The sequence below is a fragment of the Sessilibacter corallicola genome (assembly GCF_021290925.1).
Lineage (GTDB): Bacteria > Pseudomonadota > Gammaproteobacteria > Pseudomonadales > Cellvibrionaceae > Sessilibacter > Sessilibacter corallicola.
In genome coordinates, this window is the sequence record NZ_JAJSLX010000001.1 from 1,457,396 (window position 1) to 1,484,014 (window position 26,619).

25 protein-coding genes are annotated in these 26,619 nt (G+C 46.9%); 12 read left to right on the top strand and 13 right to left on the bottom strand.

Translation table 11 applies throughout. From position 1 onward, the window contains the following. Nucleotides 1–206: 206 nt before the first annotated feature. Genes ftsX through ftsY form a run of 3 tightly spaced genes read right to left on the bottom strand, consistent with a single transcriptional unit; the run spans nt 207 to nt 2,998 of the window. On the bottom strand, nt 207–1,256 hold the full coding sequence (gene ftsX, locus LU361_RS06085) for a permease-like cell division protein FtsX (protein WP_233087925.1): 1,050 nt from the start codon (nt 1,254–1,256) through the stop codon (nt 207–209). Further along, the gene (gene ftsE / locus LU361_RS06090; RefSeq protein WP_233087926.1) at nt 1,249–1,947 is read right to left on the bottom strand and encodes a cell division ATP-binding protein FtsE; all 699 of its coding nucleotides are present in this window, start codon (nt 1,945–1,947) and stop codon (nt 1,249–1,251) included. The genes ftsX and ftsE overlap by 8 nt, the downstream gene beginning before the upstream one ends. Nucleotides 1,948–1,954: 7 nt before the next feature. Further along, entirely contained in the window at nt 1,955–2,998 is a 1,044-nt protein-coding gene (gene ftsY / locus LU361_RS06095) for a signal recognition particle-docking protein FtsY (RefSeq protein WP_233087927.1), read from the bottom strand. 277 nt (nt 2,999–3,275) lie between these two features. Here ftsY and rsmD point away from each other — a divergent pair, with 277 nt between their 5' ends. Together rsmD and coaD are read left to right on the top strand one after the other, a co-directional pair. Beyond that, nucleotides 3,276–3,878 carry a 16S rRNA (guanine(966)-N(2))-methyltransferase RsmD gene (gene rsmD / locus LU361_RS06100; RefSeq protein ID WP_233087928.1) on the top strand — a complete coding sequence of 201 codons (603 nt, stop codon included), beginning with the start codon at nt 3,276–3,278 and terminating at the stop codon, nt 3,876–3,878. 119 nt (nt 3,879–3,997) lie between these two features. Further along, nucleotides 3,998–4,489: a pantetheine-phosphate adenylyltransferase gene (gene coaD / locus LU361_RS06105; RefSeq protein ID WP_233087929.1), complete on the top strand. Its 492-nt coding sequence runs from the start codon at nt 3,998–4,000 to the stop codon at nt 4,487–4,489. Between the two features lie 38 nt (nt 4,490–4,527). Here coaD and mutM read toward each other — a convergent pair whose 3' ends face one another. Continuing rightward, nucleotides 4,528–5,349 carry a bifunctional DNA-formamidopyrimidine glycosylase/DNA-(apurinic or apyrimidinic site) lyase gene (mutM, locus tag LU361_RS06110; RefSeq protein ID WP_233087930.1) on the bottom strand — a complete coding sequence of 274 codons (822 nt, stop codon included), beginning with the start codon at nt 5,347–5,349 and terminating at the stop codon, nt 4,528–4,530. A gap of 147 nt (nt 5,350–5,496) precedes the next feature. On the opposite strand from mutM, the gene LU361_RS06115 reads away from it, so the two are divergent. Beyond that, complete coding sequence (locus LU361_RS06115; RefSeq protein ID WP_233087931.1) at nt 5,497–7,512, top strand: hydantoinase/oxoprolinase family protein; 2,016 nt, start codon at nt 5,497–5,499, stop codon at nt 7,510–7,512. Nucleotides 7,513–8,149: 637 nt separating this feature from the next. On the opposite strand, the gene rpmG is transcribed toward LU361_RS06115, so the two are convergent. The 3 genes from rpmG to radC form a co-directional block, all read right to left on the bottom strand. After that, on the bottom strand, nt 8,150–8,305 hold the full coding sequence (gene rpmG / locus LU361_RS06120) for a 50S ribosomal protein L33 (RefSeq protein WP_233087932.1): 156 nt from the start codon (nt 8,303–8,305) through the stop codon (nt 8,150–8,152). 36 nt (nt 8,306–8,341) lie between these two features. Beyond that, nucleotides 8,342–8,578 carry a 50S ribosomal protein L28 gene (gene rpmB / locus LU361_RS06125; RefSeq protein WP_233087933.1) on the bottom strand — a complete coding sequence of 79 codons (237 nt, stop codon included), beginning with the start codon at nt 8,576–8,578 and terminating at the stop codon, nt 8,342–8,344. A gap of 193 nt (nt 8,579–8,771) precedes the next feature. Then, nucleotides 8,772–9,446 carry a RadC family protein gene (gene radC, locus LU361_RS06130; protein ID WP_233087934.1) on the bottom strand — a complete coding sequence of 225 codons (675 nt, stop codon included), beginning with the start codon at nt 9,444–9,446 and terminating at the stop codon, nt 8,772–8,774. Between the two features lie 319 nt (nt 9,447–9,765). Between radC and coaBC the strand changes: the two genes are divergently transcribed. The 4 genes from coaBC (at nt 9,766) to slmA (ending at nt 15,791) form a co-directional block, all read left to right on the top strand. Next, nucleotides 9,766–11,013 (top strand): bifunctional phosphopantothenoylcysteine decarboxylase/phosphopantothenate--cysteine ligase CoaBC, encoded by a 1,248-nt coding sequence (coaBC, locus tag LU361_RS06135; protein WP_233087935.1) that lies wholly within the window; start codon nt 9,766–9,768, stop codon nt 11,011–11,013. A gap of 279 nt (nt 11,014–11,292) precedes the next feature. Next, nucleotides 11,293–13,749: a phosphomannomutase/phosphoglucomutase gene (locus tag LU361_RS06140; protein ID WP_233087936.1), complete on the top strand. Its 2,457-nt coding sequence runs from the start codon at nt 11,293–11,295 to the stop codon at nt 13,747–13,749. A 90-nt stretch (nt 13,750–13,839) separates the two neighbouring features. Next, nucleotides 13,840–14,751, top strand: coding sequence for an acetylglutamate kinase (gene argB / locus LU361_RS06145; RefSeq protein WP_233087937.1), 912 nt, complete (start codon nt 13,840–13,842; stop codon nt 14,749–14,751). Between the two features lie 383 nt (nt 14,752–15,134). After that, nucleotides 15,135–15,791, top strand: coding sequence for a nucleoid occlusion factor SlmA (gene slmA, locus LU361_RS06150; protein ID WP_233087938.1), 657 nt, complete (start codon nt 15,135–15,137; stop codon nt 15,789–15,791). Nucleotides 15,792–15,814: 23 nt separating this feature from the next. Here slmA and LU361_RS06155 read toward each other — a convergent pair whose 3' ends face one another. Both LU361_RS06155 and pyrE read right to left on the bottom strand, forming a co-directional pair. Continuing rightward, nucleotides 15,815–16,441, bottom strand: coding sequence for a hypothetical protein (locus LU361_RS06155; protein ID WP_233087939.1), 627 nt, complete (start codon nt 16,439–16,441; stop codon nt 15,815–15,817). Nucleotides 16,442–16,445: 4 nt separating this feature from the next. Then, nucleotides 16,446–17,093, bottom strand: a complete 648-nt coding sequence (pyrE, locus tag LU361_RS06160) for an orotate phosphoribosyltransferase (protein WP_233087940.1) — start codon at nt 17,091–17,093, stop codon at nt 16,446–16,448. 97 nt (nt 17,094–17,190) lie between these two features. Between pyrE and LU361_RS06165 the strand changes: the two genes are divergently transcribed. After that, on the top strand, nt 17,191–17,961 hold the full coding sequence (locus LU361_RS06165) for an exodeoxyribonuclease III (RefSeq protein WP_233087941.1): 771 nt from the start codon (nt 17,191–17,193) through the stop codon (nt 17,959–17,961). Nucleotides 17,962–18,007: 46 nt separating this feature from the next. Here the strand turns inward: LU361_RS06165 and rph are convergent, their stop codons facing one another. Beyond that, entirely contained in the window at nt 18,008–18,730 is a 723-nt protein-coding gene (gene rph / locus LU361_RS06170) for a ribonuclease PH (RefSeq protein ID WP_233087942.1), read from the bottom strand. Between the two features lie 211 nt (nt 18,731–18,941). Between rph and LU361_RS06175 the strand changes: the two genes are divergently transcribed. After that, nucleotides 18,942–19,805 (top strand): YicC/YloC family endoribonuclease, encoded by an 864-nt coding sequence (locus tag LU361_RS06175; RefSeq protein ID WP_233087943.1) that lies wholly within the window; start codon nt 18,942–18,944, stop codon nt 19,803–19,805. Between the two features lie 24 nt (nt 19,806–19,829). Here LU361_RS06175 and LU361_RS06180 read toward each other — a convergent pair whose 3' ends face one another. From LU361_RS06180 to LU361_RS06190, 3 genes are all read right to left on the bottom strand, one after another. Continuing rightward, a complete protein-coding gene (locus LU361_RS06180) occupies nt 19,830–20,453 on the bottom strand; it encodes a hypothetical protein (RefSeq protein WP_233087944.1) in 624 nt (207 codons plus the stop codon). 414 nt (nt 20,454–20,867) lie between these two features. After that, nucleotides 20,868–21,452 (bottom strand): DUF502 domain-containing protein, encoded by a 585-nt coding sequence (locus tag LU361_RS06185; RefSeq protein ID WP_233087945.1) that lies wholly within the window; start codon nt 21,450–21,452, stop codon nt 20,868–20,870. 31 nt (nt 21,453–21,483) lie between these two features. Next, nucleotides 21,484–22,590, bottom strand: a complete 1,107-nt coding sequence (locus LU361_RS06190) for a hypothetical protein (RefSeq protein WP_233087946.1) — start codon at nt 22,588–22,590, stop codon at nt 21,484–21,486. A 395-nt stretch (nt 22,591–22,985) separates the two neighbouring features. Here LU361_RS06190 and gmk point away from each other — a divergent pair, with 395 nt between their 5' ends. The 3 genes from gmk (at nt 22,986) to LU361_RS06205 (ending at nt 26,565) form a co-directional block, all read left to right on the top strand. Further along, nucleotides 22,986–23,603, top strand: coding sequence for a guanylate kinase (gene gmk / locus LU361_RS06195; protein ID WP_233087947.1), 618 nt, complete (start codon nt 22,986–22,988; stop codon nt 23,601–23,603). Between the two features lie 101 nt (nt 23,604–23,704). Next, entirely contained in the window at nt 23,705–23,953 is a 249-nt protein-coding gene (rpoZ, locus tag LU361_RS06200; RefSeq protein WP_233087948.1) for a DNA-directed RNA polymerase subunit omega, read from the top strand. 491 nt (nt 23,954–24,444) lie between these two features. Continuing rightward, a complete protein-coding gene (locus tag LU361_RS06205; RefSeq protein ID WP_233087949.1) occupies nt 24,445–26,565 on the top strand; it encodes a RelA/SpoT family protein in 2,121 nt (706 codons plus the stop codon). Nucleotides 26,566–26,619 lie beyond the last annotated feature (54 nt).

The following is a 26,619-nucleotide window of genomic DNA, read 5'->3' on the forward strand; positions in this document are numbered from 1 at the left end:
TAAAGCAGTTTTCATGCGTAATATCCTTATTACTCGTCAAAGCTTGGGGCAAATTTCTTCAGTTCAAGTCGCACTAGAAAGTGCTAATGTAGTGTCTCTATCAAAACAAAATATAACGGTGCCATCAATAAATTGAGCCCGCTTGTCGCTCAATAACTTCAAGATGTGAACTGAAGTAACAATAAACGCTATTTTCTTAGTAACACTTACTCGGGTTTTATCTCAGCCAAGTGCCTCGAAACCGCCAGCCAGGCTCCCATAGAGCTGAGTATGCAGGCGCTAGCGATGATCATAAGGCTCTGCGAAAAACTGAAGCCTGAGACATCTATCTGTGACTGATAAAGCTGAGCCAGTTTCGAAATCGGCTCCGACAACCACCATTGAGCAATCACGACGATCACCAATGCGAGCACGCCACCGCCAATTCCGTACCACATTCCGGTGTACAAAAAAGGGCGTCGGACAAACGCGTCAGTGCCACCTACCAGCTTAGTGATAACAATCTCGTCTATACGACTGGCAATGGCTAAGCGGATGATATTGCCGATAACCAACACTACGGCAAGGCCAAAAATCAACGACAGAGCGGCAACGATACGCCCGCCAAGGCGGATCAGCTGCTCAAGTTTGGCCAGCCACTCAAAGTCCATTTGCACACTTTCAACGATAGCGTTTGTGCGAACTTGTGCCGTGAATGCCTCTAATTGCGCCAATTCCAGTTGATTCGGTGTAATCACCAGCACCGGCGGAATCGGATTGTCTTCGAGAGAGTCGAGAATATCGCCAAATCCTGAAACCGACTGAAATTGGCTCAAGCCCGCTTCGGCGCTCACAAACGTGACCGAATCAGTAACTGCATTCTCTGACAAGCGCTGTTGCAACTGATCAATTGCTGTTTGTTTGGCATCCTTGTGCAGATACACACTGATTTGCGCGGGTTGATCCCACTGATGGGTCTGAGATTGAACGTTATCCAAAAACAGATACAGCAGTGAAGGCAGAGCAAGGGCGATGGCAATCACCAAGCACGTAAGAAAGCTTTGCCAAGGTGCTACGACCAGTTGCATTAAGGACTTACTGGCACTGGCTTTGTGATGTTGAAAATACGCGGCGAGCTTTGCGTTATAGACGGCAAAGCCAGACGTAGAATCTCTGGAATTACTTTTTTCTCGCTTAACCTGACGAGCGCTCGCTTTTGCTGATCGAGACTCGGAACGGCGATTAGCGCGGGGAATACGTCGATTCTGTTCAGCCATCGGCGTTTCGACTCCCAGTTGATCGACTCGGCAGTTCGCCGTCGTGAACCAACTTACCATCGGCCAAGCCCAGCACTCGGCGGTTCATGGTTCGGATCAAAGCGATATCGTGGCTGGCGATCAGAACGGTTACGCCAACTTGGTTGAACTGATCAAACAGATTCATCACTTCGGCAGACAATTCTGGGTCGAGATTACCGGTGGGTTCATCGGCTAACAACAACGCGGGTTTATTAACAACCGCCCGAGCAATGCCCACCCGCTGCTGTTCGCCGCCCGATAAAGCAATCGGGAGCTGTTTTTCTTTGTCGAGCAGCCCGACTTTATCGAGTGCAGCCCGTACCCGACGGCCCATATCTTTGCCTTGATAGCCGGAGATTTGCAGCGGCAAAGCGACGTTGTCGAAGACGTTGCGATCGTTGAGTAACTGGTGGTTCTGGAACACCACTCCCACGTTGCGCCGCAACGAGGGAATTTGGCGATCAGACAGGCGATTGAGGTTGAGCTGATTGACAAAAACTTGGCCTCGGGTGGGCCGCTCAATCAGCATAACGAGCTTTAGGAGCGTGCTTTTACCCGCACCCGAATGCCCGGTGAGAAATGCAAACTCGCCCGTTTGCATTTCAAAGTTGAGTTCAGATAAGGCGTCTTGATTACCGTAGCGCTTGCTGACTCGGTCAAATCGAATCATGTACTAACTAATTTGCCTCACGGGAGAACAGCGCTTTGGTGAAGTCCGGTGCGGAAAACGGCTGAAGATCATCGACACCTTCGCCCACACCAACAAAACGGACCGGAATATCAAAACGCTTGCACAGCGCAAAGATAATGCCGCCTTTGGCCGTACCATCGAGCTTGGTCAGCGCCAAACCCGTCACACCTACCGCTTCGTTGAATTGTTCGGCTTGGTTCAACGCATTTTGGCCGGTGCCTGCATCGAGCACCAACAACACTTCGTGCGGCGCACTGACGTCCAGCTTTGCCATGACACGTTTTACCTTGGAAAGCTCTTCCATCAAATTGCTTTTGTTATGAAGACGACCAGCGGTGTCGGCGATCACAACATCAATGCCTTTGGAGCTTGCCGATTGAATTGCGTCGTAGATCACCGAGGCGCTGTCGGCGCCTGTGTGTTGCGCAACCACAGGTACGTTGTTGCGCTCGCCCCACACTTGTAGCTGTTCCACTGCAGCAGCGCGGAAGGTATCACCGGCTGCCAGAGTAACTGATTTTCCTTGCCCCATCAGATGCTTAGCAAGTTTGCCAATTGTGGTGGTTTTACCTACACCGTTAACGCCGACCACTAAAATAACGTAAGGCTTTTTATCGGTATCGATCACCAAAGGCTGATCAGCGTTTTGCAGCATGCTGGTTAAATGCTGCTGTAAAGCGTGATAAACCGCATCGCCATCGGTTAACTGCTTGCGCTCAATGCTAGCCGTTAATGCATCAATAATTTCAGACGTCGCATCGAGGCCAACGTCGGCGGTAAGCAGCAGCGTTTCAATGTCTTCTAACAGCTCTTCATCGATCTCTTTTTTGCCAAGTAACAGATTGGCTAAACCGTTACTTAAGTTACTGCTGGTTCTGGCAAGACCCGATTTAATGCGTTGAAAAAAGCTCTTTTTTGCAGGCTTTTCTACGACAGGTTCCGCTTCGACCACTTCATTGGTGACCGGAGAAGATTCGGGAGAGGCTTGTTCGGTAGACTGAGTCTTTTTAGACTTGCGTTTGAAAAACATAGATTCCTTAAGTGTGCGACAATAGGTGTTCGACAGTGGCCGAAGGTCGCAGCTCGATGTTCTTACAGGCTTTCATAAAGCCCTAGAAAATCGCTAGACTGCATGCGGCGATGGCAACCTCAAATTTGGCCCATCGTAAAAGTTGCTATCCTACCACTTTCAGGGGCTTTGGCGGTATTCCCAACAACTTCATATGCCGTTTTTGAGGACAAAAATGTGTATTAATACCCCGATCACTGCACCGCGACAGATTTCACTTCTCAAATGAGTTCCAATCTTGAAGAAAAAACCCGCCAAAAATCGTTCAGCAAATGCTCCGTCCAACCACTTACGCATCATTGGCGGTCAATGGCGAGGTCGCAAACTGACGTTTCCCAGCATTGAGGGCTTGCGTCCTACAGGCGATCGCATTCGCGAAACCGTGTTTAATTGGTTGCAGTTCGAGCTTCCAGAAGCACGTTGCCTCGATCTATTTGCCGGTTCCGGTGCATTGGCCCTAGAATCCCTGTCGAGACGAGCTGAGTTTTGTTTGATGCTCGAAAAAGACGGCCAAGCGTGTGCGCAACTTAACAGTCATCTTGTTGCATTAGAGTGTCGCCAAGCACAGGTATTGAATACAGATTCACTCGATTGGTTGGCACAGTGTAAGCCGGAAAATGAATTGCAGTTTGATGTTGTCTTTTGTGACCCACCGTTTGCCCTGGGGCTTTGGCAGCGGTGTTTTGAGCTTTTGGAATCCAAAAACCTCATTGCAGAAGGCGGCTGGATCTATGTGGAAGCCCCAAAGAATGAATCGCTCGATTTTCCCAGCCAGTGGCAAATTCATCGCAAAAAATCCACGGGTCAAGTGGACTTTTACCTACTAAATCGTGCCAGTTAATCGATATTGACACCTCAAACGGACGTTTGAGCACTTTGTAACAGCGGCTCTAGTTGTTAAGATTCGCGCCTTGTAACAGTCAGCTGTCGATCTGCAGCTGCAAGTGAGGAAATTGAGTCATGAAAAAAGTGGTTTATCCAGGAACCTTTGATCCGATTACCAACGGACACGTCGACCTAGTAGAACGTGCCTGCCGGTTGTTCGATCATGTGGTCGTTGCCGTGGCAGCTAGCACGAAGAAAAACCCACTGTTCACTATGGAAGAACGAGTTGAACAAGCTCAAAAAGTACTCTCTCATTTAGATAACGTCGAAGTGATCGGTTTTGATGTTCTGCTGGCAGCGCTGGTAGAAAACTTAAACGCTCAAGCCGTTATGCGTGGCTTAAGAGCGGTCTCTGACTTCGAATACGAATTCCAATTGGCCAACATGAATCGTGCGCTCTCCCCAAATATGGAGAGTTTGTTTCTCACACCAGCTGAGCACTTAAGTTACATATCATCCTCATTAGTGCGAGAAATAGCCTCGTTGGGCGGAGATGTCAGCAACTTTGTGCCACCACTCATTGTTGATTGCCTGAAAGAAAAGTTTAATTCCGGCGCCGAAATTTAACCGCTACAAAACATTGCCAGGTTAGCGGCCACTCGCCACTAACTTTGGCACTGACTACAATAGACTGTTGTACGATTGCCCATACGAATTTCTTTGAGCGGTTTTTGGCAGTTAACACAAGGTTCGTTACCACGCCCGTATACGTTTAATTGCTGGGCAAAATACCCCGGCTTGCCGTCGCCACCAATAAAATCCTTAAGTGTTGTCCCGCCTTGCTCAATCGCCCGCGCCAGAACCTTTTTAATCTCTTCCACTAAGATTTCAGCTTGAGCTTTGGTCAGCTTGCCCGCGGGTTTTGTCGGACGAATACCGGCGGCAAACAAGGCTTCGTTCGCATAAATATTGCCGACCCCAACCACCACTTTGCTGTCCATAACAAATGTTTTGATGGGCTGTTTCCGCTTTCGAGACTTCTGATACAAATACTGCCAATCAAAGTCTTCGGATAAAGGCTCTGGGCCAAGATGCGATAAAAGGTCGTGCTCAAATACGGGATGGCTCGCCCACAAAACCGCGCCGAAACGGCGAGGATCGTGAAATCTCAAGACAACACCATTGGCCATACACAAATCTACATGTTCATGAGTTTGCACGCTGGCTTGCTGCCCAGGAGGTAATACTCGCAAAGAGCCTGACATTCCCAAATGCCAAAGCACATAACCGGCATCAAATTCCAGCAATAAATACTTACCTCGGCGAGTGAGAGACCGCAATTGTTCACCCTTTATCGTACTGGCTAAGTCTTTTGGAATCGGCCAACGCAAACGATCATTGCGAACGACCAGTTTCGCAACTTTTTCACCGACAATATGAGGCGCAATTCCTCGTCGGGTGGTTTCTACCTCGGGTAATTCGGGCATTCTTATTCCTTACACTCTCACTCTTGGTTCACGACACGACGTAATCCGCAGCCAACTAAACTACTGCCCACCAGAGCCGCTTGCGGGATAAGTTGGAGTCACGCACAATCACCATCTTACAAATGAGCAGTAGGTTAGGTTGTAACCGTGCAGAATCAAGCACTTAATAATAAAAAATATCTGGTGGGTGTAGACACAGGCGGCACGTTTACAGACTTCGTGATTGTCGAGCCCGACACCGCCACGATTAATGTTCTGAAAGTTCTCTCCACACCCGACAATCCTGCCGAAGCGATTCTATCGGGCTTACATGAAGCCGGATTAGCCTCAGCACTCGCCGACGGAGAGGTCATTGTTGTCCACGGAAGTACCGTAGCCACCAATGCCGCCTTGGAACGCAAGGGCGTAAAAACCGTGTACGTGACCAACAAAGGTTTCAAAGATACCCTCACTATCGGCCGCCAAACCCGCGAAGAACTCTACAACTTAAAACCGCTCTCGGTTACACCGCCTGTGCCCGAAGAACTGTGTCTTGAAGTGGACGTTCGATTGGATGCCAACGGCGAACACATCAATACGCTGTCGCCTGAGGATATCGATCAATTACGCCACCAATTAGATGCCCTCGCGCCCGAATCAGTCGCAATCAATCTACTGTTTTCTTATCTCAACGACGAAGACGAGATTCGGCTGGCCAAGGATTTGTCGGAGAAATATTTCGTCAGTCACTCCAGTGACGTACTGCCTGAACCCAACGAATACGAACGCGGAATTGCAACTTGGCTAAACGCCTATCTCGGCCCGAAGGTGCAGGGTTATCTCAACCATCTTAAACAAGGTGTTGGCGACAGCCCACTCGCTATTATGCAATCCAACGGCGGAACCATGGACGCTGAACAGGCCGGAAATAGGGCGGTCGACTTGCTGTTATCAGGACCTGCGGGCGGCATTGCCGCAGCCCACAAATTGTCGCAATCCGTGGCTGACTCAAAACTGTTGACCTTCGATATGGGTGGAACGTCGACGGATGTCGCCTTGTTGAACGGTGACATTACATTGACCTCCGAAGGCCGTATTGGGCCTTATCCAGTAGCCGTACCCATGGTGGACATCTACACCATTGGCGCTGGTGGCGGTTCGGTGGCCTTTGTGGATAACGGCGGCATGTTGCAGGTAGGCCCGGAATCTGCCGGAGCTAAACCGGGACCCGCTTGCTATAACCAGGGCGGCACCCGAGCCACAGTGACCGATGCCAATGCGGTTTTAGGGCGCTTGCTCACGGATCAGTGCTTAGCTGGCGGCCTGCCTTTACGACTCGATAAAGCCCAACAGGCAATTTCAGACATTGCCGACGCTTTGGGGTGTGAATTAATAGAAGCGGCCGCTGGAATCATCACACTTGTCAACGAACACATGGCCGCTGCATTGCGAGTAATGTCTGTACAGCGTGGGCTCGATCCCAAGGAATTTAGCCTGTGTTGTTTCGGCGGAGCCGGAGGTTTGCACGTGTGCGCACTGGCTGAAAACTTGGGCATGAATCAAGCAGTGGTGCCGGCTCACGCGGGTGTTTACTCTGCCCTAGGAATGCTGGTAGCCCCGAAACTACGGCAATCATCGCAATCTTATGTGTGTTTATTGGAGTCATTATCGGAGCAAAAACTAGCCAAAATTGTCCACAAACTTTGTGGAAAGGTCAGTGCACAACTTACTTCGGAAGGTGTGGATAACAAAAATATCGAGCATCAGGTGTCTCTCGATCTGCGCTACAAAGGCCAGTCATTTTGCCTCCAAATACCTTACCAAAACCCAAACCAACTCGAACAAGCCTTTCACCAATTGCACCGCCAAAAATACGGCCACGAATTGCCCCTTCCTGTTGAGCTAGTCACTGTTCGCGTACAGGCAAAAGCCCAAGCAATTGCGGAAAAATATTTGGAATTCAGTCAATTACCGAACCAGGCAAACACAACACAGACTCCTCAGCGGCAGTTAAACCTAGCCATGATAGGCACCACCGATCACTATCAACGCGAATACTTGGCGGCTGGAATAACATACCAAGGCCCTGCGTTGATAACGGAACCGACATCAACCATTCTGGTTGAGAAAGGCTGGCAGTTTTTTGTGGATAACTCTGGGAATATCTTATTAGAAAAACAGTGAGTAATTACTTATCGACACCAATGTATTGCAATAGCGGTACAAACAGCACCAACGCATCGCTATTCATTGCACAAAACTCGAAAAAAGTGCCCATTTTACAATAACAAACAGGGCACTTACTCACAGGCGTAATGAGCAAAACTCAGTTGTGGATAAAGATTTTCTCGCCAACGTCAATCAATAAAACCTTCCAGCCTTCTCATCCTGTGCACAATAAGGCTTATTAAAAACGAAAGCTTAGATATTTCGAACCGCCAGAAGCAAACAACCTATTGCAGGATAAGCTTTGTAAATCAGAAAGATTAAAAAACGACGGTAAATAAAGCGTGAAATTTCTCAACCGCTGTCTTTACGTTATGAAATAGATTGGCTTGTATTATTGTGTACACAGTTCGATTGCCCAATCGCTTTGGAAATAGACGTGTCGATGACAAGCACGGCTTCACACAAAATCCAAGTGATTTTTATGTGGATAACTCTGGGAATAACATCTACATAACGAGCAAAAAAACAGCTGTTGTAGAGAGGTGCAGCGGAGATAAGGAAGTTTTGCTCAATCCGTAAAAGAGAGGCAACAAAAAAGCCGCTGATGCACGATCAACGGCTTTTCGGCAAGAACAACAAATTTAAGTGTTAATTACTTAATTTTGCCTTCTTTGTACATAACATGCTTACGAGCAACAGGATCAAACTTTTTGATCTCCATTTTCTCAGGCATGGTGCGCTTGTTCTTAGTAGTAGTGTAGAAGTGACCAGTACCAGCACTTGAATTCAAACGAATCTTCTCTCGCATGACGATTGCTCCTTTAGAGTTCGATCAGAGACCGAATTAAACTTTCTCGCCGCGAGCGCGAACGTCCGCAAGCACTTGTTCAATACCTTTTTTATCGATAATGCGCATGCCTTTGGTTGATACGCGCAATTTAACGAACTTCTTCTCAGACTCTACCCAAAAACGGTGAGTTTGAAGGTTTGGCAAAAAACGACGCTTAGTGTGGTTTTTTGCGTGAGAAACATTGTTGCCGGTTACCGGGCGCTTACCGGTTACCATACATACCTTAGACATCTGTTAGCCTCATTTGCTGTTGGCGCCAAAACATACTGTGCCTGACTGACACAGACAGGCGTTAGGCAAGAAACTGTTGAAAATTTATGCAACGCTCCGGTTGTTGCGAGCATTTGCTCAAAGCCCAACCTACCCCGTTGCGAAGAGCCGCGTTTTATACCAGAAGAGGTCACTGATAGCAAATCAAATTGTATTAAATTAAACCTAATTCAGCGAACGAAGCGTTCTCGCCATCACCGACAATGATGTGATCCAGCACCCGAATATCCATTAAGCCTAGAGCATCAATCAAACGCTGTGTCAGACGTAAATCAGCGTCACTTGGTTCGGCGACACCCGACGGGTGATTGTGGGCAAAAATGACCGCAGCTGCATTTCGGTCCAAACACTTTTTAACCACTTCGCGACTGTAAACCGATGCACCATCAATTGTGCCATTGAATAAATTCTCGTAGCCAATCAAGCGATGTTGCGAATCGAGATAAATAATCGCAAATGTCTCGTGATCGAGATGTCGAAGTTGCGCGGTTAAATAATCTTTGACCGCCTGTGGGCTGTTAAGCACATGTTCTCGATTCAATGTTTCTTCTATGTGTCTTTTGGCGATTTCCATCACGGCTTGCAACTGCGCATAGGTCGCTTCGCCCAAACCTTTGCCGCGACAAAATTCAGTTTTGTCAGCGTTTATCAAATTGCGCAATCCACCAAAGTCTTCCAATAAATCCCGAGCGACATCAACCGCACTTTTACCAACGCAACCTGTGCGCAAAAAAACCGCCAGTAATTCAGCGTCGGATAAAATCGAGACACCGTTTTTTAATAATTTTTCACGCGGTTGTTGGTCTGCTGGCCAATCACAAATCGCCATAAGAATCTCCCTATCAAAAAAATAGCGATCGTTCGTCGGTATTCACTGTGCTAAACGAACGATATATAAGAGCTATTTTCCGCGAAATAGCGATGAAAAATTAATAGCTTTTCACGACAAATTATTGAATTTGTTACACATTTGGCGAAAATCAATGAAGTTATAATCAGATAGTTTTATAGTTTTGAACTAATGTTTGGTAGATCCAAAACAGAAACACGTCAGGTCTCAAACAAGATCGAAACAAATTCCCATAAAATCCCTTTACAATACCGCCGAACGCACACAGCAATATCACACTGAGTTAGTTGAATAGCCCATGAGTCAAACACGAAAACTGGAAAACAAGAAAATTCTATTAGGTGTCACCGGAGGCATCGCTGCATACAAAGCCGCAGAATTAAGCCGCAGACTGCAAGATCACGGCGCTGAAATTACCGTCGCCATGACCAAAGCGGCGCAAACGTTTGTAACTCCGCTCACATTCCAAGCGCTCACGGGCAATCCAGTACACACAGAATTACTCGACCCACAAGCCGAAGCAGGCATGGGACACATTGAACTGGCTCGCTGGGCGGATTTGGTATTGGTGGTTCCAGCCAGTGCCGATTTCATTGCTCGCTTAGTTCACGGCTTCGGAGACGATTTACTCACCACTTTATGTTTGGCCAGAAGAGCGCCTCTAGCGGTTGCGCCAGCAATGAACCAAGCCATGTGGACGAATAAAACCACTCAGAACAATATCGCCAAACTGGCCGAGTTAGACATCAAACAATTTGGTCCGGCTCAGGGCGATCAAGCTTGCGGCGACATCGGCTACGGACGCTTGATGGAAATTCCAGATATCGTCAATTCGGTAATTGATCATTTCGATGACGAAGCCGTTGAAGAGCCATCACAACCTTCGATTCTCAGCGGGAAAAAGGTGCTATTGACCGCCGGCCCGACCCGAGAAGCCATCGATCCCGTGCGCTACATTACCAATCACAGCTCTGGAAAAATGGGTTACGCATTAGCAACCGCAGCCGCCAAAGCTGGTGCTGAGGTAACCTTAATAAGCGGTCCAACAAATCTGCCAGACCCTAAAGGCGTAACCACCATTCGAATTAATACCGCGCTTGAGATGCAAGCAGCAATCATGGAAAGAGTGGATGAGTCCGATGTATTTATTGGTTCTGCTGCCGTGGCTGATTATCGCCCAGCGTCGGTTGCTGAGCAGAAAATTAAAAAGACACAAGACAAAGATGATATGACCATTGAGCTTGTGAAAAACCCAGACATCATCGCTGGCGTTGCAGGCTGCACAAACAAACCCTTCACTGTAGGTTTTGCCGCCGAAACCAACGACGTTGCGCAATACGCTCAAAGTAAACTTGAGCGCAAAAATCTCGATATGATTGTCGCCAACGACGTGTCGCGAAAAGATATCGGCTTTAATTCCGATCAAAATGAGGTAACGGTTTTCTGGCCGAATGGCCATCAAGCGTTGCCCAATTTAGCAAAAGGCACCCTAGCTGAAACCCTGATCAGTTTGATTGAAAAGCGTCTTAGCGAGACAACCCAGTAAGCAGTGTTCAAAAAATACGAGTTGTGAGCAGTTTATCGGCTCACAACCGATACTACTGACAGGTTATTAGAGCGGTTTCAATCGAAAAAACTAATTAAAATTAATCTGGTTATGCGCTCAAACGCTAACGATTTTTTCAACGAGATAATTCTAAGCAATTATCGAAGACTGATTTATTGTGTTAATTTAACGGGATACGATGCGAACGAGTATCAATTTTAATGATACCGTCTATTTACGCATCGTTTGAATTGGACTAAACAACATACAGAACAGTCTGTGTTGAACAAAGAAGGATTTAGTGTGTTTGCCTTTCGAAGAGAAAAAAATCAACAACCGTCGAAAGAAAAATCCCCTAAAAACCCAACCAAAATTGGGCTCATAGCAGGAGCAATTGTGCTCAATGCACTGGTTGCTTATTTTGTGTACCAACACTTTATTGTCCGTGTTGAACAAGAAAACTTAGCGCGCTTAAGTGAGCAACAAGTTCAAACCGCCGCACGCCAGCTGCAATTTAAAATTAATGGCCTTCAATCCAGTCTCGACCAATTCGGCCAGAGGCACACATTAATTTCTGGCATCGAGAAAAACGACGGCCAACTGTTGGAACAATGGCGCGCAACCATTTCTAATGCCTTACCCGAAGGCTCAACAGTTCTGCTGCTGAACTCAAGAGCGGCACCGGAAGCCCAAATTCCTGGACTCGATTTTCGCTTCACTGAATTGGATATGATCAACGAAGTGATTCGCGGCGAAAAACCACTGCCCGAGGCGGGAAAAATTGAAGACTCTTGGTTCTTCACATTGGTATCCGGCATTTTTTCACGCGACGACATAGAAATTAACAACGCGCACTTAGCACCCGGCGCAATTATGGTGCGCCTGCCCATATCTTCGCTGGACGACGCACTCATCCAAGCCGACGTTAGCCTAGGTTCGTACCAATTAATTCAGAGCTATCAACCGCGATTAAATCAAACACTAACCACCGTAGGCACAGGTTTGTCACCGAAGGTTTCAGCTAAACTGAACGATCTTTGGTCAATCGATTTCTACCCATCCAAAATGCTCATCAAACAAGCCAACGCCCAACCCTGGTTTGTACTTATAGGTTTATCTGTCTTCGCAGGCTTAACGTTCTTTGGCGCAGTTTTCGCGGCTAACTTCATAGAAAAGAAAAAGCTTCGCAAACACCAAGCATCAATGCTGTCGAACACAACCCCATCGGCTCACCAAGCCTCCGCAGCCAATCCGTTAGCGGCATTGGATGACGTTGAAATCGCCGAAGAGGATAAATCGTTGATGAGTGGTGAAGCAGCCTCGCGCTCAAACACCACAACAACGATGGAACCGGTAAAACTCAAATTCCCTGAGCACGTCTTTCGCGCCTACGATATTCGCGGTTTGGCCAAGGATGAAATCAACACCAATTTTGCATTGGCTCTAGGAAAAACTCTGGGCAGTCGCATTGTCGCTCAGGGAGACACTCATATTTTTGTCGCCAGAGATGGCCGAACCTCAAGCCCCGAACTGTCTAAAGCGCTGATAGACGGCATTGTCAGCACCGGTTGTCGAGTGAACGACATCGGCCTTATGCCTTCGCCGTTACTCTACTACGCCGTGGCGACAAGCGAAGAAAATAAACACGGTGTTATCGTGACCGCCAGTCACAACGGTGCTGATTACAACGGCTTTAAGATCATGCTCAACGGCAACACGTTGGCGAAAGATGAAATAGCCGTAATTCGCCAACAAATGGAAACCGAAGATTTCAACACGGGTGAGGGCAGCGTTACCGAAACCGACGTTGAGTCCAATTACATTGACGAAATTTTATCGGATGTCGCCTTGATGGGTGATGTCCGCTTGGTGATTGACGCAGGCAACGGCGCCACCTCAGAAATTGCGCCGCGTTTATTCTCAGAAATGGGCTGCGATGTTATTCCACTGCATTGTGAAATCGACGGTAACTTCCCTAATCACGACCCGGATCCGAGTCGAGAAGAAAATCTCGCCGATTTAATCAAAGCCGTAAAAGATGAGGGTGCGGACCTCGGTGTTGCGTTTGATGGCGACGGCGACCGAATCTTTATCGTCACTGACGAAGGCGAAATTATTACAGCCGACCGTCTGCTCATGTTGTTCGCCAAAGATATTGTTTCTCGAAATCCCGGTGCCGATGTTGTCTACGACGTTAAATGCACCCGTCAATTAGGCAGCTTAATCAGCAGCTACGGTGGCCGACCCATCATGTGGAAAACCGGCCACGCTCACATGAAAGCAAAACTGATAGAAACCGGCGCCTTACTCGGCGGCGAATACTCCGGTCATATCTTCATTAAAGATCGTTGGTACGGTTTTGACGACGGCCTCTTAGTCGCCGCACGTCTACTCGAAATCATGTCGTTGCGCGACCAGAAAATGAGTGAAATTTTTGCCGCGTTCCCGGCACTGCCATCGACGCCGGAAATTCGTGTTGCCATTGATGAAAGCGAAAAATTTGAAACCGTTAAACGCTTGGTGGAATCCGGCAACTTCCAATCCGGCACCACCACGACTGTCGACGGTTTACGCGTAGACTTCGCCAAAGGGTGGGGCTTAGTTCGGGCATCCAATACGGCGGCAGAACTCACCTTAAGATTTGAAGGCGATAACGAGGAAGTTATCGAACAACTGAAGCTGTTATTCAAGCGCGAGCTGGCCAAAGTTGCGCCTTCGCTCGACCTTTCATTTTAAACCATAACAATTACTGACTATGACCAAGCTCTTGCGAGGGCTTACACTAGGATATTGAGTCACCAAAACATCAGGAAAAAGGATTCTGACATGTCACTTGATCGCACCGCCGCCATGAACATCGCCAAAGTTCTCACCGAGGCGCTACCTTACATACAACGATTTACCGGCAAAACCATTGTGGTTAAGTTCGGCGGCAACGCGATGGTCGATGAAGACTTACAAAACAGCTTTGCCCGCGACGTTGTTTTGATGAAGCTGGTCGGCATGAATCCAATTGTGGTTCACGGCGGCGGCCCTCAAATTGGCCAACTGCTGGAAAAACTGCAGATCAAATCAGAATTTATCGACGGTATGCGCGTCACCGACAGCGAAACCATGGACGTTGTTGAAATGGTGCTCGGTGCCAACGTTAACAAACAAATCGTTTCTTTGATCAACAATAATGGCGGCCAAGCGATCGGTATTACCGGTAAAGACGGCCACTTAATTCGAGCTAAAAAGCTTGAAGTTAAGCGTAAAACTCCCGACATGAAAGCGCCTGAAATCATCGATATCGGCCATGTCGGTGAAGTGGAATCGGTAAACACCAGCGTGATTGATATGCTGGTTAACAGCCATTTTATTCCCGTTATTGCGCCGATTGGTGTGGGTAAAGACGGCGCAACTTACAACATCAACGCAGACTTAGTGGCCGGTAAAATCGCCGAGGTTGTCGGTGCCGAAAAACTCATGTTGCTAACCAACGTTTCTGGCCTTCAAGATAAAAATGGCGAAGTCTTAACTGGCCTTAGCACTCAGCAGGTCGACGGATTGATCGAAGATGGCACCATTTACGGCGGCATGCTGCCAAAAATCCAATGCGCGTTAGATGCCGTAAAAGGGGGAGTTAATTCAGCCCACATCATTGATGGCCGAGTAAACCACGCCGTGTTGTTGGAAATATTCACTGACGTTGGTGTCGGCACATTGATTACAAACCGCCCAAAATCCAGCAATTAGTCGATAACAATTGTCCTTTCAAGTTGAGAAGGCTTGCGGGAATCGCTAGCATTATTCGTTTTATAGTCGCCTATTTTGCACAAAGCGCTCAATGGGCTGACTAAAAAAGCGATCAAATGACAGAATTATTGAATATTCCTTATTTGCCAGTTGCCAAAGCGACCGGAAAACGTTTTAACTAATAGCTTTTCGTTAAACCCGTCTGCAACACTGCAAATACTGAAAAACTAGCGGTAATTGCAGCTTGTGGATGATTATTTACAAAGCGACTATCGAAGCGTGGTCAAAATCGATAGTCTTAATTGCGCTTTCAAGTCCTATTGCCAAAACCTCGGGACAAGCTAACGCTGTACGTTTACTAAAGAAACCGATATTCATTTGTTATGACAAAAACTGAAACTAAGCTCACTAGGCGCCAGGAAATTCTTCAGGCTCTCGCTCATATGTTGGAAATCTCGCCAGGATCGAGAATCACAACAGCGGCCTTAGCAAAGCAAGTGGGCTTTTCAGAAGCAGCGTTATATCGTCACTTCCCCAGTAAATCGAAGATGTTTGAAGGCTTGATCGAGTTTATCGAAGACACCGTCTTCACTCGCATCACGTTGATTCTTTCCGAAGAAAGCACCGCCGTTGGCCGTTGTGAGAAGATCCTTACCTTGCTGCTCACGTTCACGGAGAGAAACCCAGGCATCACCCGCATTCTTACCGGCGACGCACTTGCCGGAGAAAACGAGCGCTTACACGCGCGCGTCGTTCAGTTCTACGATCGTTTGGAAACCCAAATTAAGCAGATTATTCGTGAAGCTGAAATCCGAGAAGGGCTGCGCCCGAAGATTGGTTTGAATGCCGCCGCTAATCTGATGGTAGCAACGGCAGAAGGGCGAATTGCGCAATTTGTAAGAAGTGGTTTTAAACGTCGTCCGACCGAACATTGGCCGGACCAGTGGAATCAATTGATGCAGAGCTTTTTCCGTGAAGTGCTCACAACCGGTGTCACGTTAAAAACAGCGGACACCAGCGTCAGCGAAAGCTCAGTATGATGTTCGGGCCTGTTCACGTCGCTCTAAAATGAACGTGAACCGGTCAATGTCTTTATCAAACTTATCCTCGGCCTGCCTATACTCGTCGCGACGCTCTTCAATTTGTCGCTCGGCAGCGGCTTTTCACCCCGGAAATTCTTAATATTGATCAGGATTGATTCCGGTACCTGAATGCCCTGACGCTCACTGTCAGCGGCGCGTCTTTGTTCTCGGGCAATCTGTGAATCGAGATTGAGAATATTGCCGCGGAGGATTGCGATATTGGTGTTGATTTCTCCCAACCGGCGTCGCTTCGCCGCTTTTACGTCCGCTACCGTACTGTAGCGCTTGAGTAGATCTTTATCCCAAGCTTCCAGTTCTCTCTTCTGTTGCAGCGCTGCCAGTTCTGTATCTGTCAGGCTCGGTTGGACAACTTCGACAACATCACCTTGAGAATTCAAAACCTCATAGCCATTTTGTGCGTACTCAGGTGGTATGGTGTGATGAATTACCTTAACGCCCTCCGCATTGACATAACGATATAGCAGCACACCTTGTGCTGCCACCGGAAGACTCAAGCTCCCGGCAAATACCCACACCATCAACCACCGCCCTAAACGACGCTCGTTACCGTCATTTAGCGTTATGCGTGAATTGATGATTTTTGACATACAGTTAACTTACTCCAAACTCAGCTCGATAAGCTTTTACCCGGTCGATCAAACCTTGATCGTCTTGGTTATTTTGAATCAGATACTCAATGATGTCGTCCAAACAGACAATACTGACAACCGGAATGTTATATTCTTGTTCAATTTCCTCAATCGCACTGGCGCTGCCTTGGCCGCGCTCCTGGCGATTCAAACCAATCAATACCGCCGCAGGTTTTGCCCCTGCTTCGGAAATTATAGACATCACTTCACGTACAGCTGTTCCTGCGGTGATGACATCGTCGACAATCAACACACGACCCGCCAAAGGAGCGCCGACAATGGTGCCGCCTTCGCCGTGATCCTTGGCTTCTTTACGGTTAAAACTATAAGGTAAGTCACGCTGGTGTTGATCAAATAACGCAGTGGCAGTTACAGCAGCTAAAGGAATGCCTTTGTATGCAGGACCAAAGACCAAATCGATTTCAACCTTCGATTGCACTAGGGCCTCGGCATAAAATCGACCTAACGCAGCAAGCGCCGAACCGGTTTGAAACTGCCCGGCATTAAAAAAGTAAGGGCTTGTGCGTCCGGATTTAAGTGTAAATTCACCGAAGCTTAATGCTTTATGTTTAATGGCTAATTCAATAAAGTCTTTTTGGTACTGATGCATGTAAAGAATACCTAAGTAAATCAGGAATAAATGGCAACTATCTAACAAATTTGTTCAAACGTCGTTATCATACACAGTCCATTATGAAGGGGCGAATATGCGAATAATAAGTTTAAGCGTTGACGGCATTCACCAAGCTGCGCAACGCGGACTATACGAGTGGTTATCCGAGCAGGACGCGGATATCGTATGCCTACAAGATTTGCGTGCGCTGGAGTATGAACTCGACCACGACATCTTTCACCCAGAAGGTTACAACGCGTACTTTTTCGATTCCGGTATCAAACACTACAACGGCGTTGCGATTTACTCGCGCCATCAACCTAAAGCGCTAATTTATGGATTAGGTTTTGCCAGCGGTGTCGACATGGAAGGCCGCTACCTTCAAGCTGATTTCGAGCATATCAGCATCGGATCATTGCTCGCCCCTAGTGCGAATACTGAACTGGAATCCCTCGAAGTCAAAGTAAAATTTTTTGATGACCTCCAGGCTCACCTTCATAAAATAACTCGTAAACGCCGTGAATTTGTCTTCTGCGGTAACTGGCAAATGGCGCACAAATCGAGCGATGTTAAAAACGCGAAGGTCAATGAAGAAAACGCCGGTTTCCTCGCACACGAGCGTTTATGGATGGACCAGCTGTTTAATCAAATTGGCTACATCGACGCATTTCGTGCAGTAAACAAAGATTCTGATGAATATTCCTGGTGGCCTAGCGGAGAAATCGGAAAAGGCGATGGCTGGAGAACCGACCTGCAAGTGATTTCAGAAGGGTTAAAACCCCGTGTTGAATACGGAGTGATTTATAAAAACCGCGCCTTCTCTTCGCACTTACCGGTGATCATGGATTACGATATAGAGCTGTAAAAAGCTCTATATCGGGCACCTTTTTTATTACTTAAGATTTTACAATCTAGCTTAAATCTAAAGCCTGTTTTTGCAATTTGTGAAGCTCATCGATGCCTTCTTTAGCGACCGCTAACATTTGCATAAACTGCTCATTCGTAAATGGATTTTCCTCAGCCGTACCTTGAACTTCAATCAAACCGCCGCCTTCACACATCACGATATTCATATCGGCTTGAGCATTGCTGTCTTCTGGATAATCCAAATCCAATACAACCTCGCCCTCATAAATGCCCACCGACACCGCAGCAACCATCTCCGACAACACAGTGCCTTTCAACAAACCTTTATCGCCCAATTTCGAAAGCGCATCGACGACTGCCACACAAGCACCAGTAATTGACGCTGTTCGCGTGCCGCCGTCGGCTTGAATAACATCGCAATCTACTATGATGGTGTTTTCACCCAACGCTTCCAAATCAGCAGCCGCACGCAACGAACGACCAATCAGACGCTGAATTTCTACGGTGCGACCACCCTGCTTACCACGCGCCGCTTCACGGCCCATACGAGAACCCGTTGAACGCGGCAACATACCGTATTCCGCCGTAATCCAACCGCGACCCTCACCGCGCATAAAGCGAGGAACACCTTCTTCAACCGTTGCGTTACAGAGTACTTTAGTATCCCCAAACTCAACCAAAACTGAACCTTCGGCGTGTTTGGTGTAATTTCGGGTTAATTTTATTGTGCGTAGTTGGTTGGCAAGACGACCGCTGGGTCTTTGCATGAAGCTATTCTCCTGAATGGAATAAGGCACTCGATTTCAAGCGGATAATTTGATTAAGTCCGAGAAAGAGCAGTAAATAATTATGCCGTGGATTATAACGAACTCACCCTGTGATAACATGGATTATCTGGCCCAAACAAAAGAGCTGATCGTTTTAATACCAAACTCAGTTGATTTGAACTGTCTCTAAAATATAAAAAAGGATGACTCAATGACCCACAGCATGACTGGCTTTGCCCGCAACCAAGAAACCTTCACATGGGCGCAGCTAACCTGGGAAATCCGCAGTATTAATCACCGATATTTGGAACCACATTTTCGCCTACCAGAAACACTCCGATTACTAGAGCCAAACCTTCGGGAAATATTGCGCAATAAAATTGCTCGCGGAAAAGTCGAAGTATCTTTGCAAGTACAAAAAACGACAACGCAACAGACCATCAACATTGATGAAAACTTGGCAAAAGAAGTCATACAAGCGGCGGAAACCATCAATCATCAACTGAGCAAACCCGCCACAATTAATCCAATGCAAATCTTGCAATGGCCAGGCGTCATTCAAGAATCAGAAATTGATCCCGAACAAGCCAAAGCAAATGCGTTGAGCAGTTTCTCAACAGCCGTAGACGATCTTATCCAACAGCGAGCACGCGAAGGCAAAGAACTCAAAAACCACATAACTAACCGTCTAGATCAAGTAAATGCCTTGGTTGAAAAAACCCGTTTAGTACTGCCAGAGTTAAAACAAAATCAGCGCAATAAATTGTTGGAAAAGCTATCGGTCTTAGAAGTGGAAGTGGATCAAGATAGGCTCGAACAAGAATTAGTGTATCTGGCGCAAAAATCCGACGTCGACGAAGAATTAGATCGCCTCGAAACCCACGCCAACGAAGTGAAAAACTGCTTAAACCAGAAAAAGCCCGTAGGACGCCGGTTGGATTTTTTAATGCAAGAATTAAATCGCGAGGCCAACACACTATCATCCAAAGCAACGGTTAGTGATACAACCCAAACGGCCGTGGAACTCAAAGTGCTAATCGAACAAATGCGCGAGCAAGTGCAGAATATTGAGTAATTACAGAAAATATTTTTAATTAATTTAGTGCGAAGCCTCGGTTGCAAATAGCGTTTTTGCAACATGAGGCAAGTTCGAAACCTCCGAAGCATACCCCTCACTGAGCGAATACAAAATATTGTTCGCATCAGACGCGCCATTACCAATTTGTTCACACACAACAAATCCGAGCAGTCGCAATTGCTCCAACCGATAAAACATTTCGTTATTGGTTCTTTCAGAAAAATTATTCAAAAGCTGCACATAACTCACCGAATTTTTTTCTTCAACGTAAGCCAATAAGTTTCGTTGCGTCTGACTTAAAATATTTCGTTTTTGTCCCCAAGACATAGCCAACTCGGCAACACCGCCATTGGCAGGGTGAAGAATTTTTTCGGTTGTGTCATCGGTGGGCTCAAACTCTTCGGGTTGCGGGGAAGGGCGGTAGGTGGGAGGCTTGTAATACACAACAGTTGCTACAATCAACGCCAGCACTCCCAAACCAACTGCCAGATAGCGGAAATTCTCGCGAGTTTGAATTGTGGTGCTGTCGGTGAGCGGTATGCCATCGGACAATCCCATTAACGTTAAAATGACACCGACAAAAAACATCATCGCAGCTAAGGGATGATGGAATGCTTTCATTATTTTTTCCAACAAATCACTCACGATGAAATCCCCTTAATTTGTTAATTTTGAGCATCAATTACCAATGGTACTTATAACTCGAATGCACTCTAAAAAGAGTGAATGAAAAATATTTTAGGAAAATCCGATAAATAGAAAAGACGCTTTATAACCAAGCAGCAAATAATCACGATACCTTATTACAAGCATACACCAGAGTGACAACCTAGCCTAGCCAGTGTCATGGATCGGATAAAATCAAAGACGAGATAAAACTCAGAAACGTCAGATTAACTGACCAAATTCAGTTACGCGTAGGCAAAAAACCGGTTTTAGTAAGGGCTTAGATAATTTTGAAGTGTTAATTATTGTTATTAACAACGAAAAGTCAGTTCGATCTGTTTACGCGTGTTTAATCGGTTTTATCAGAAAAACATCGGTAAACAGATATAAAAATTAATCGCTACTTTTCGATTGTGCACCACCAGTGAGCGTAATCCGCATGGCCTCTTCAATGCTGATATCCAACGGTGTAATTCGATCGCGATCCATATACATGGTGAAGCCACCAATTTGATAACTCATCGGCAAGTAAACGCCGATTTTATTGTCCTCTGGGTACAATCGTTTACCTGTATCTTCGCCGGTCACAAAACCAATCTGATGAAAACCATTGCCCATATCGACGCTCACAACAGCGCTCAAATCGCTGTTTTTGCCGATGTTAAACACGGTGATAATATCGCTGATTGCAGCGTAAATAGATTTAACCAATGGAATCCGCTGAATAAACCGATCACCAATACCCACTAAGTAACGCGCGCCATACATATTCATTGCTAGGCCAACGACAATGACAAACACACTGGCCACCATTAATCCAAGGCCCGGAAAATACCAGTCGATTGACAAGGTATTGGTCAGTGTTTTTCTTGAAAGGTTTTCTATATTAATAACCAACCAATAAATAGCGTACAAGGTAATGCCCAACGGTAATATCGTCAGCAAGCCTTGAACCACAAACGTTAATAATTTTTGCATCTAAGAGATTTCTCACATCCTGGAAATTTATTCAGAAAAGACCATCAACATCTTTCGAACCAAAACCGCCGAAAAGGTCGTCAGCGTAAAGTAAATTATTTTTCTTATTTCTAATTTGCAGTATTTCTTTTAATCGCGTTAAGTTTTTTAAAAATTCCAGCATTTCTTGTAAACGTTCTGCAACCACATCAATGTTGTCTAGATAGTCCGAAAATTTTTGCTCTCTCACATTGGCATCGGACGAATAAAAACTTTGATACAAATAGTGAGACAGTTCGCTGTGATAAATAAGCTCTGATTTTAAACTTTTACAGTGATCTATTTGAGCCGCTAACGCTTGTTCCACTTGCTCAATATCGAGAGCCGCATTATTTAACTCTTGCTCCGATAAATTCTCAGCAATAATTTCTAACATGGTGGCTATGTCGCCATTGTCGCGCGCAGACAAAAGCTCAGCTAACACCTGCTGTTTTTGCAGCTTCAGTTCGGCTTCTTGCTCTCTATCAGGATGCAACTTATTAGTCACTCGCCGAAATAAATCACGCAACCATTTACCATCGCCAACATCAGAATGCGCATCAAACTTATTGTTTACACTCAACACATCGTCGGCTTGTTTTTGTTGTTCATACTCAAAGGCATCGATCAATTCTTGCAGCTGTTCTTCACTCAAGCCTAATTTTAATTGCTCAAGAATACGTTCATAGGCGAGACGCTCAGACGCCTCATTGAAGCCGCCAGCACTCGCCTCATCTGCCGATGAATCTTCTGCTGGAACATCAGGGTACAGCTCGTGAATCACCTGATTGTATTTTTCAGTGAGCGCCAAACTCAGTGGGTAGTCGACCAAGGAAACGGCGTCTATTTCTAGACTAATCCAACCGGCCAACTCCTGTCGGTGCCACTCCGACAAACTCTTTCGGCCCATAAATTCAGTCAAGCGCTCGATTAACGTGACACGATGCGGCAATAAAACACGTTTTTCTTTGGGCAATACAACGCGATAAAATTCGCCTCGAATCTGCGACATTACGGATTCGAATTGCTCAACCTCTGCACGTGCACGTTTTAGCTCTTGCCAGCACGCGTTAATCCGGCTTTTTTGAGAACGTTTACTGCGTCGAATTATAGGCAACATAGTCTGAATGGTTTCTAAAGATAAAGATCATCATCTGAAATTCGACACCAACTGCGGGAATTGAATCCAAGCACTGTTAATCAAAGCAGGGCGCAACTTGAGGTTATTAAATCGCAACGCTACGCTTTATGCTGAGTGCTTATGCAGAATACCCAACTCAGTACCCAAGTCTTGCTCGAATGAACTTACGCTGAGTTACTGTGTGATAACACCGTAACTTCATCAAATAAGTACTCATAAATCCTGGGAAAAGTTGTAGTTTAACGGCGAGATCAGTAGGATGCGCAGTTTTTCTCCGCCCGTCCAGATGAGAATTGCAACCTCAGTGCTATCGGTCTCAAGCCTATGGGGCTTGTCGGGTATGAATGATAATCAACTGACAGTTCGAGGCTTGGATGACTGTTCGAGGAACTCTCTACACCGTATCGGCTCCATCGGGAGCGGGCAAAACCAGCTTGGTTAACGCGCTCATTGAATCTATCGATGATATTTCAGTGTCAGTTTCACACACCACTCGCGCGTGTCGGCCGGGGGAAGAAAACGGCGTGAACTATCACTTTATTGACGTTGAACAATTCAAAGCCATGGTCAAGGCCGACGAATTCGTCGAACATGCGGAAGTTTTTGGCAACTTCTACGGCACCGCAAAATCAACGGTGGATGCACTACTAGCAACCGGTGTTGATGTTATTTTAGAAATTGACTGGCAGGGCGCCGACCAAATTAGCCAAGTATTTCCAGATACCGTCGGTATTTTCATTTTGCCGCCGTCCATCGAAGCACTGCGAACACGTTTGACCGGTCGCGGCCAGGACAACGAAGAAATCATCGAACACAGAATGGCGCAGGCAATCAGCGAGATGAGCCACTACGTGGAAGCCGACTATGTGATCATCAATGAAGACTTTGATCGCGCCTTGGTGGAATTTCGTTCAATTATCCAGGCCCAACGCTTAACATTGGACAATCAACAGGCGCGACACGGCGAGCAATTACAAAAGCTATTGTCCTAGCTGAGTAAATTGCGTACACTCGCTCCCCTTTTTCAAAAGGCAGAATCCTAATCGATGGCTTTTGCCAAAAGACATCCCGTTGAGAAAACCGAGTAGATATTATGGCCCGCATCACTGTAGAAGATTGTTTAGATCACGTCGACAACCGCTTTGAATTGGTCATTGTCGGTAGCAAGCGCGCTCGACAAATCGCTGTTGGCGGTAAAGATCCATTGGTTCCAGAAGAAAACGACAAGCCTACCGTTATCGCTTTGCGTGAAATCGAAGAAGGTTTGATCGACGCCAGCATCCTCAATCAAAAAGAAGAAGTAGACGACGAGTTTCCGGCCGAAGAGCCAAGCGACGCTTAATTCTTGAAAAGGCAGTATTTATACTGCCTTTTTCTTATCTCGATATTCAATCGCACAGACGTAACGCTTTTTAAAGCGACGCCTTCTGTCAAATTCATTCCCCCCAACATCAACACCCATTCGATCTCTTTATTCCCCCGAGCACCGAAATTCTCCGTTCAAAAGACTCACCGCCATTTCTGGTTTTATTTTTTTGGGCCGTCAATTAACTATCAAGCATCACATAACCATCAAGCATCACTTTTAGCGGCAGATCACGAGCGCATTTAACCGTGCTAGGCTAACTCAAATTAATCAAAACGTGCGCCTGAGAATAAATCGAGCCGAAATTAATCCAGCGGTATTGATATTCACCAACGACTCACGCATGCTTCTAAAAGAAACATTTATCGATCTCGCGATCCAAACTGGAACACGTCAATCGTTGAAGCATCAGCCATTAAAAATTCAGCATTCAGTTTGCCGCCACTATTGGAGTTGATAGAAAATCCGTGGGTAGTATCGAAAAGCTTAGCCAACACCTAACTTCCTATTTAGAGCCTCACCAAATCGATTTGGTCAAACGCTCTTATTACTACGCTGAACAAGCTCACGAAGGCCAGCGCCGCCGCAGTGGTGAGCCTTACGTCACCCACCCGCTGAGCGTCGCCTCGATACTTTCTGAAATGCACATGGATCACCAAAGCCTGATGGCGGCGATGCTCCACGATGTCATTGAAGATACCGCCATCAACAAATCCGCGCTGTCGACACAATTTGGTGAAACCGTCGCCGATTTGGTTGACGGAGTCAGTAAACTCACACAAATTGAATTTGAATCTCAGGCAGAAAAAGAAGCGGAAAACTTCCGCAAAATGACGCTGGCGATGGCAAAAGACATCCGCGTTATTTTGGTAAAACTCTCCGACCGTTTGCATAACATGCGCACGCTCGGCGCCCTAAGACCCGAGAAAAAACGCCGTATTGCTCGGCAAACTCTAGAAATCTACGCGCCCATTGCCGCGCGCCTGGGCATGAACGATATCCGTATGGAATTGGAAGATCTGTGCTTCCAAGCCATTTACCCCATGCGCTTTCGCCGTTTGGCAGCTGCGCTCAAATCGGTACGCGGCAATCGCAAAGAGATTGTTGAAACCATTCAAACCGCCATCGGTAACCGGCTTGATCGCGACATCATTGACGCCGCCGTCATCGGCCGTGAAAAACACCTCTACAGCATCTACCAAAAGATGCGCAGCAAGAAAAAATCCTTCAAAGAAATCATGGATGTCTACGCCTTCCGAATTACGGTTAACAGCGTAGACGCCTGCTATCGCGCCCTGGGTTCGATCCACAATTTATTCAAACCCATTCCGGGCGAATTTAAAGACTACATCGCGATCCCCAAGGTCAATGGCTACCAGTCACTACACACGGTACTTGTGGGCTTAAACGGCATACCCATCGAAGTTCAGATTCGAACCGACGAAATGGACGGGATGGCCAATCAGGGAATTGCCGCACACTGGCTCTATAAAGCCGACGAAGAACTCGACGACGGCGATCACATCGGTCATGCCCGGGCACGCAAGTGGGTGCAAGATCTGCTGGAAATCCAACAGCAGGCGGGTAACTCATTGGAGTTTATCGAAAACGCAAAAATTGATCTTTTCCCCGACGAGGTCTACGTCTTCACCCCCAAAGGCAAAATCGTCGAACTGCCCGCCGGTGCCACCGCCGTGGATTTCGCCTATGCCGTGCATACCGATGTTGGCGATCACTGCATTGCCTGTCGCATCAATGATCGAATGGCACCGCTTTCTCGACAATTGCAAAGCGGCGAGCGCGTCAAAATCATCACCTCTGAGGTTGCCGAACCCAACCCGAACTGGTTGAACTTTGTGATCTCAGGAAAGGCACGCGCGGCGATTCGCCACTTCATGAAAAATCAACGCCACAGCGAATCCGTTCAGCTTGGCGCTCGCTTGCTCGAACAAGCTCTCAGCCCAAATCAATTGAGTATCGAAGCGCTCAGCGACGAGCAAACCCAACTGTTACTGGCGCAGTGTAATCTGCCCACCATGGACAAACTGCTGGAAGAAATCGGCCTGGGTAAACGCTCGGCGATGTCGGTTGTTAACTTTGTCACAGCGGAAAACTCAATTAAGGGCAAATCGGCCAACTACACGCCTTTGGTGATCGACAACTCTGACGGCATGGTGATCAGCTTTGCTCGATGCTGCCACCCAATTCCGGGCGATACCGTCGCCGCCCATGCAAGCTCGGGCAAGGGCCTGGTAGTTCACCAAGAAGGCTGCAGAAACCTGGCCGAGATTCGCAACAAAAAACCCGACTCAATCAGCTCCATCACATGGGCAGATCATGTTCAGGGCGAATTCCCGGTGGCTCTGAAAGTCGAGGTTGCCTCTGAACGCGGCATCATCGCCAGCATGGCAACACGCATCTCTGAGCAGGGCGCTGGTATTGAAAAAATTCAGGTTAACGAACGCGATGCGCAAAACATGGTAGTGCAACTAACGCTCAACGTCGCCAACCGTAAGCACCTCGCCAATATCATGCGTAGAATCCGAGTTTTACGCAGTGTTGTTCGAGTGAACCGTAACAAAAACTAGGCTTGCCTCCGAACAAAAGCCATTTATACTTGATCGCTTTTGCGGGCGACCAGC

Bases quoted from the DNA above. Each gene is read 5' to 3' on its own strand.
- ftsX (WP_233087925.1), bottom strand. From the start codon at position 1,256: ATGGCTGAACAGAATCGACGTATTCCCCGCGCTAATCGCCGTTCCGAG.
- ftsE (WP_233087926.1), bottom strand. From the start codon at position 1,947: ATGATTCGATTTGACCGAGTCAGCAAGCGCTACGGTAATCAAGACGCC.
- ftsY (WP_233087927.1), bottom strand. From the start codon at position 2,998: ATGTTTTTCAAACGCAAGTCTAAAAAGACTCAGTCTACCGAACAAGCC.
- coaD (WP_233087929.1), top strand. From the start codon at position 3,998: ATGAAAAAAGTGGTTTATCCAGGAACCTTTGATCCGATTACCAACGGA.
- mutM (WP_233087930.1), bottom strand. From the start codon at position 5,349: ATGCCCGAATTACCCGAGGTAGAAACCACCCGACGAGGAATTGCGCCT.
- rpmG (WP_233087932.1), bottom strand. From the start codon at position 8,305: ATGCGAGAGAAGATTCGTTTGAATTCAAGTGCTGGTACTGGTCACTTC.
- rpmB (WP_233087933.1), bottom strand. From the start codon at position 8,578: ATGTCTAAGGTATGTATGGTAACCGGTAAGCGCCCGGTAACCGGCAAC.
- radC (WP_233087934.1), bottom strand. From the start codon at position 9,446: ATGGCGATTTGTGATTGGCCAGCAGACCAACAACCGCGTGAAAAATTA.
- coaBC (WP_233087935.1), top strand. From the start codon at position 9,766: ATGAGTCAAACACGAAAACTGGAAAACAAGAAAATTCTATTAGGTGTC.
- argB (WP_233087937.1), top strand. From the start codon at position 13,840: ATGTCACTTGATCGCACCGCCGCCATGAACATCGCCAAAGTTCTCACC.
- slmA (WP_233087938.1), top strand. From the start codon at position 15,135: ATGACAAAAACTGAAACTAAGCTCACTAGGCGCCAGGAAATTCTTCAG.
- LU361_RS06155 (WP_233087939.1), bottom strand. From the start codon at position 16,441: ATGTCAAAAATCATCAATTCACGCATAACGCTAAATGACGGTAACGAG.
- pyrE (WP_233087940.1), bottom strand. From the start codon at position 17,093: ATGCATCAGTACCAAAAAGACTTTATTGAATTAGCCATTAAACATAAA.
- LU361_RS06165 (WP_233087941.1), top strand. From the start codon at position 17,191: ATGCGAATAATAAGTTTAAGCGTTGACGGCATTCACCAAGCTGCGCAA.
- rph (WP_233087942.1), bottom strand. From the start codon at position 18,730: ATGCAAAGACCCAGCGGTCGTCTTGCCAACCAACTACGCACAATAAAA.
- LU361_RS06175 (WP_233087943.1), top strand. From the start codon at position 18,942: ATGACCCACAGCATGACTGGCTTTGCCCGCAACCAAGAAACCTTCACA.
- LU361_RS06185 (WP_233087945.1), bottom strand. From the start codon at position 21,452: ATGCAAAAATTATTAACGTTTGTGGTTCAAGGCTTGCTGACGATATTA.
- LU361_RS06190 (WP_233087946.1), bottom strand. From the start codon at position 22,590: ATGTTGCCTATAATTCGACGCAGTAAACGTTCTCAAAAAAGCCGGATT.
- gmk (WP_233087947.1), top strand. From the start codon at position 22,986: ATGACTGTTCGAGGAACTCTCTACACCGTATCGGCTCCATCGGGAGCG.
- rpoZ (WP_233087948.1), top strand. From the start codon at position 23,705: ATGGCCCGCATCACTGTAGAAGATTGTTTAGATCACGTCGACAACCGC.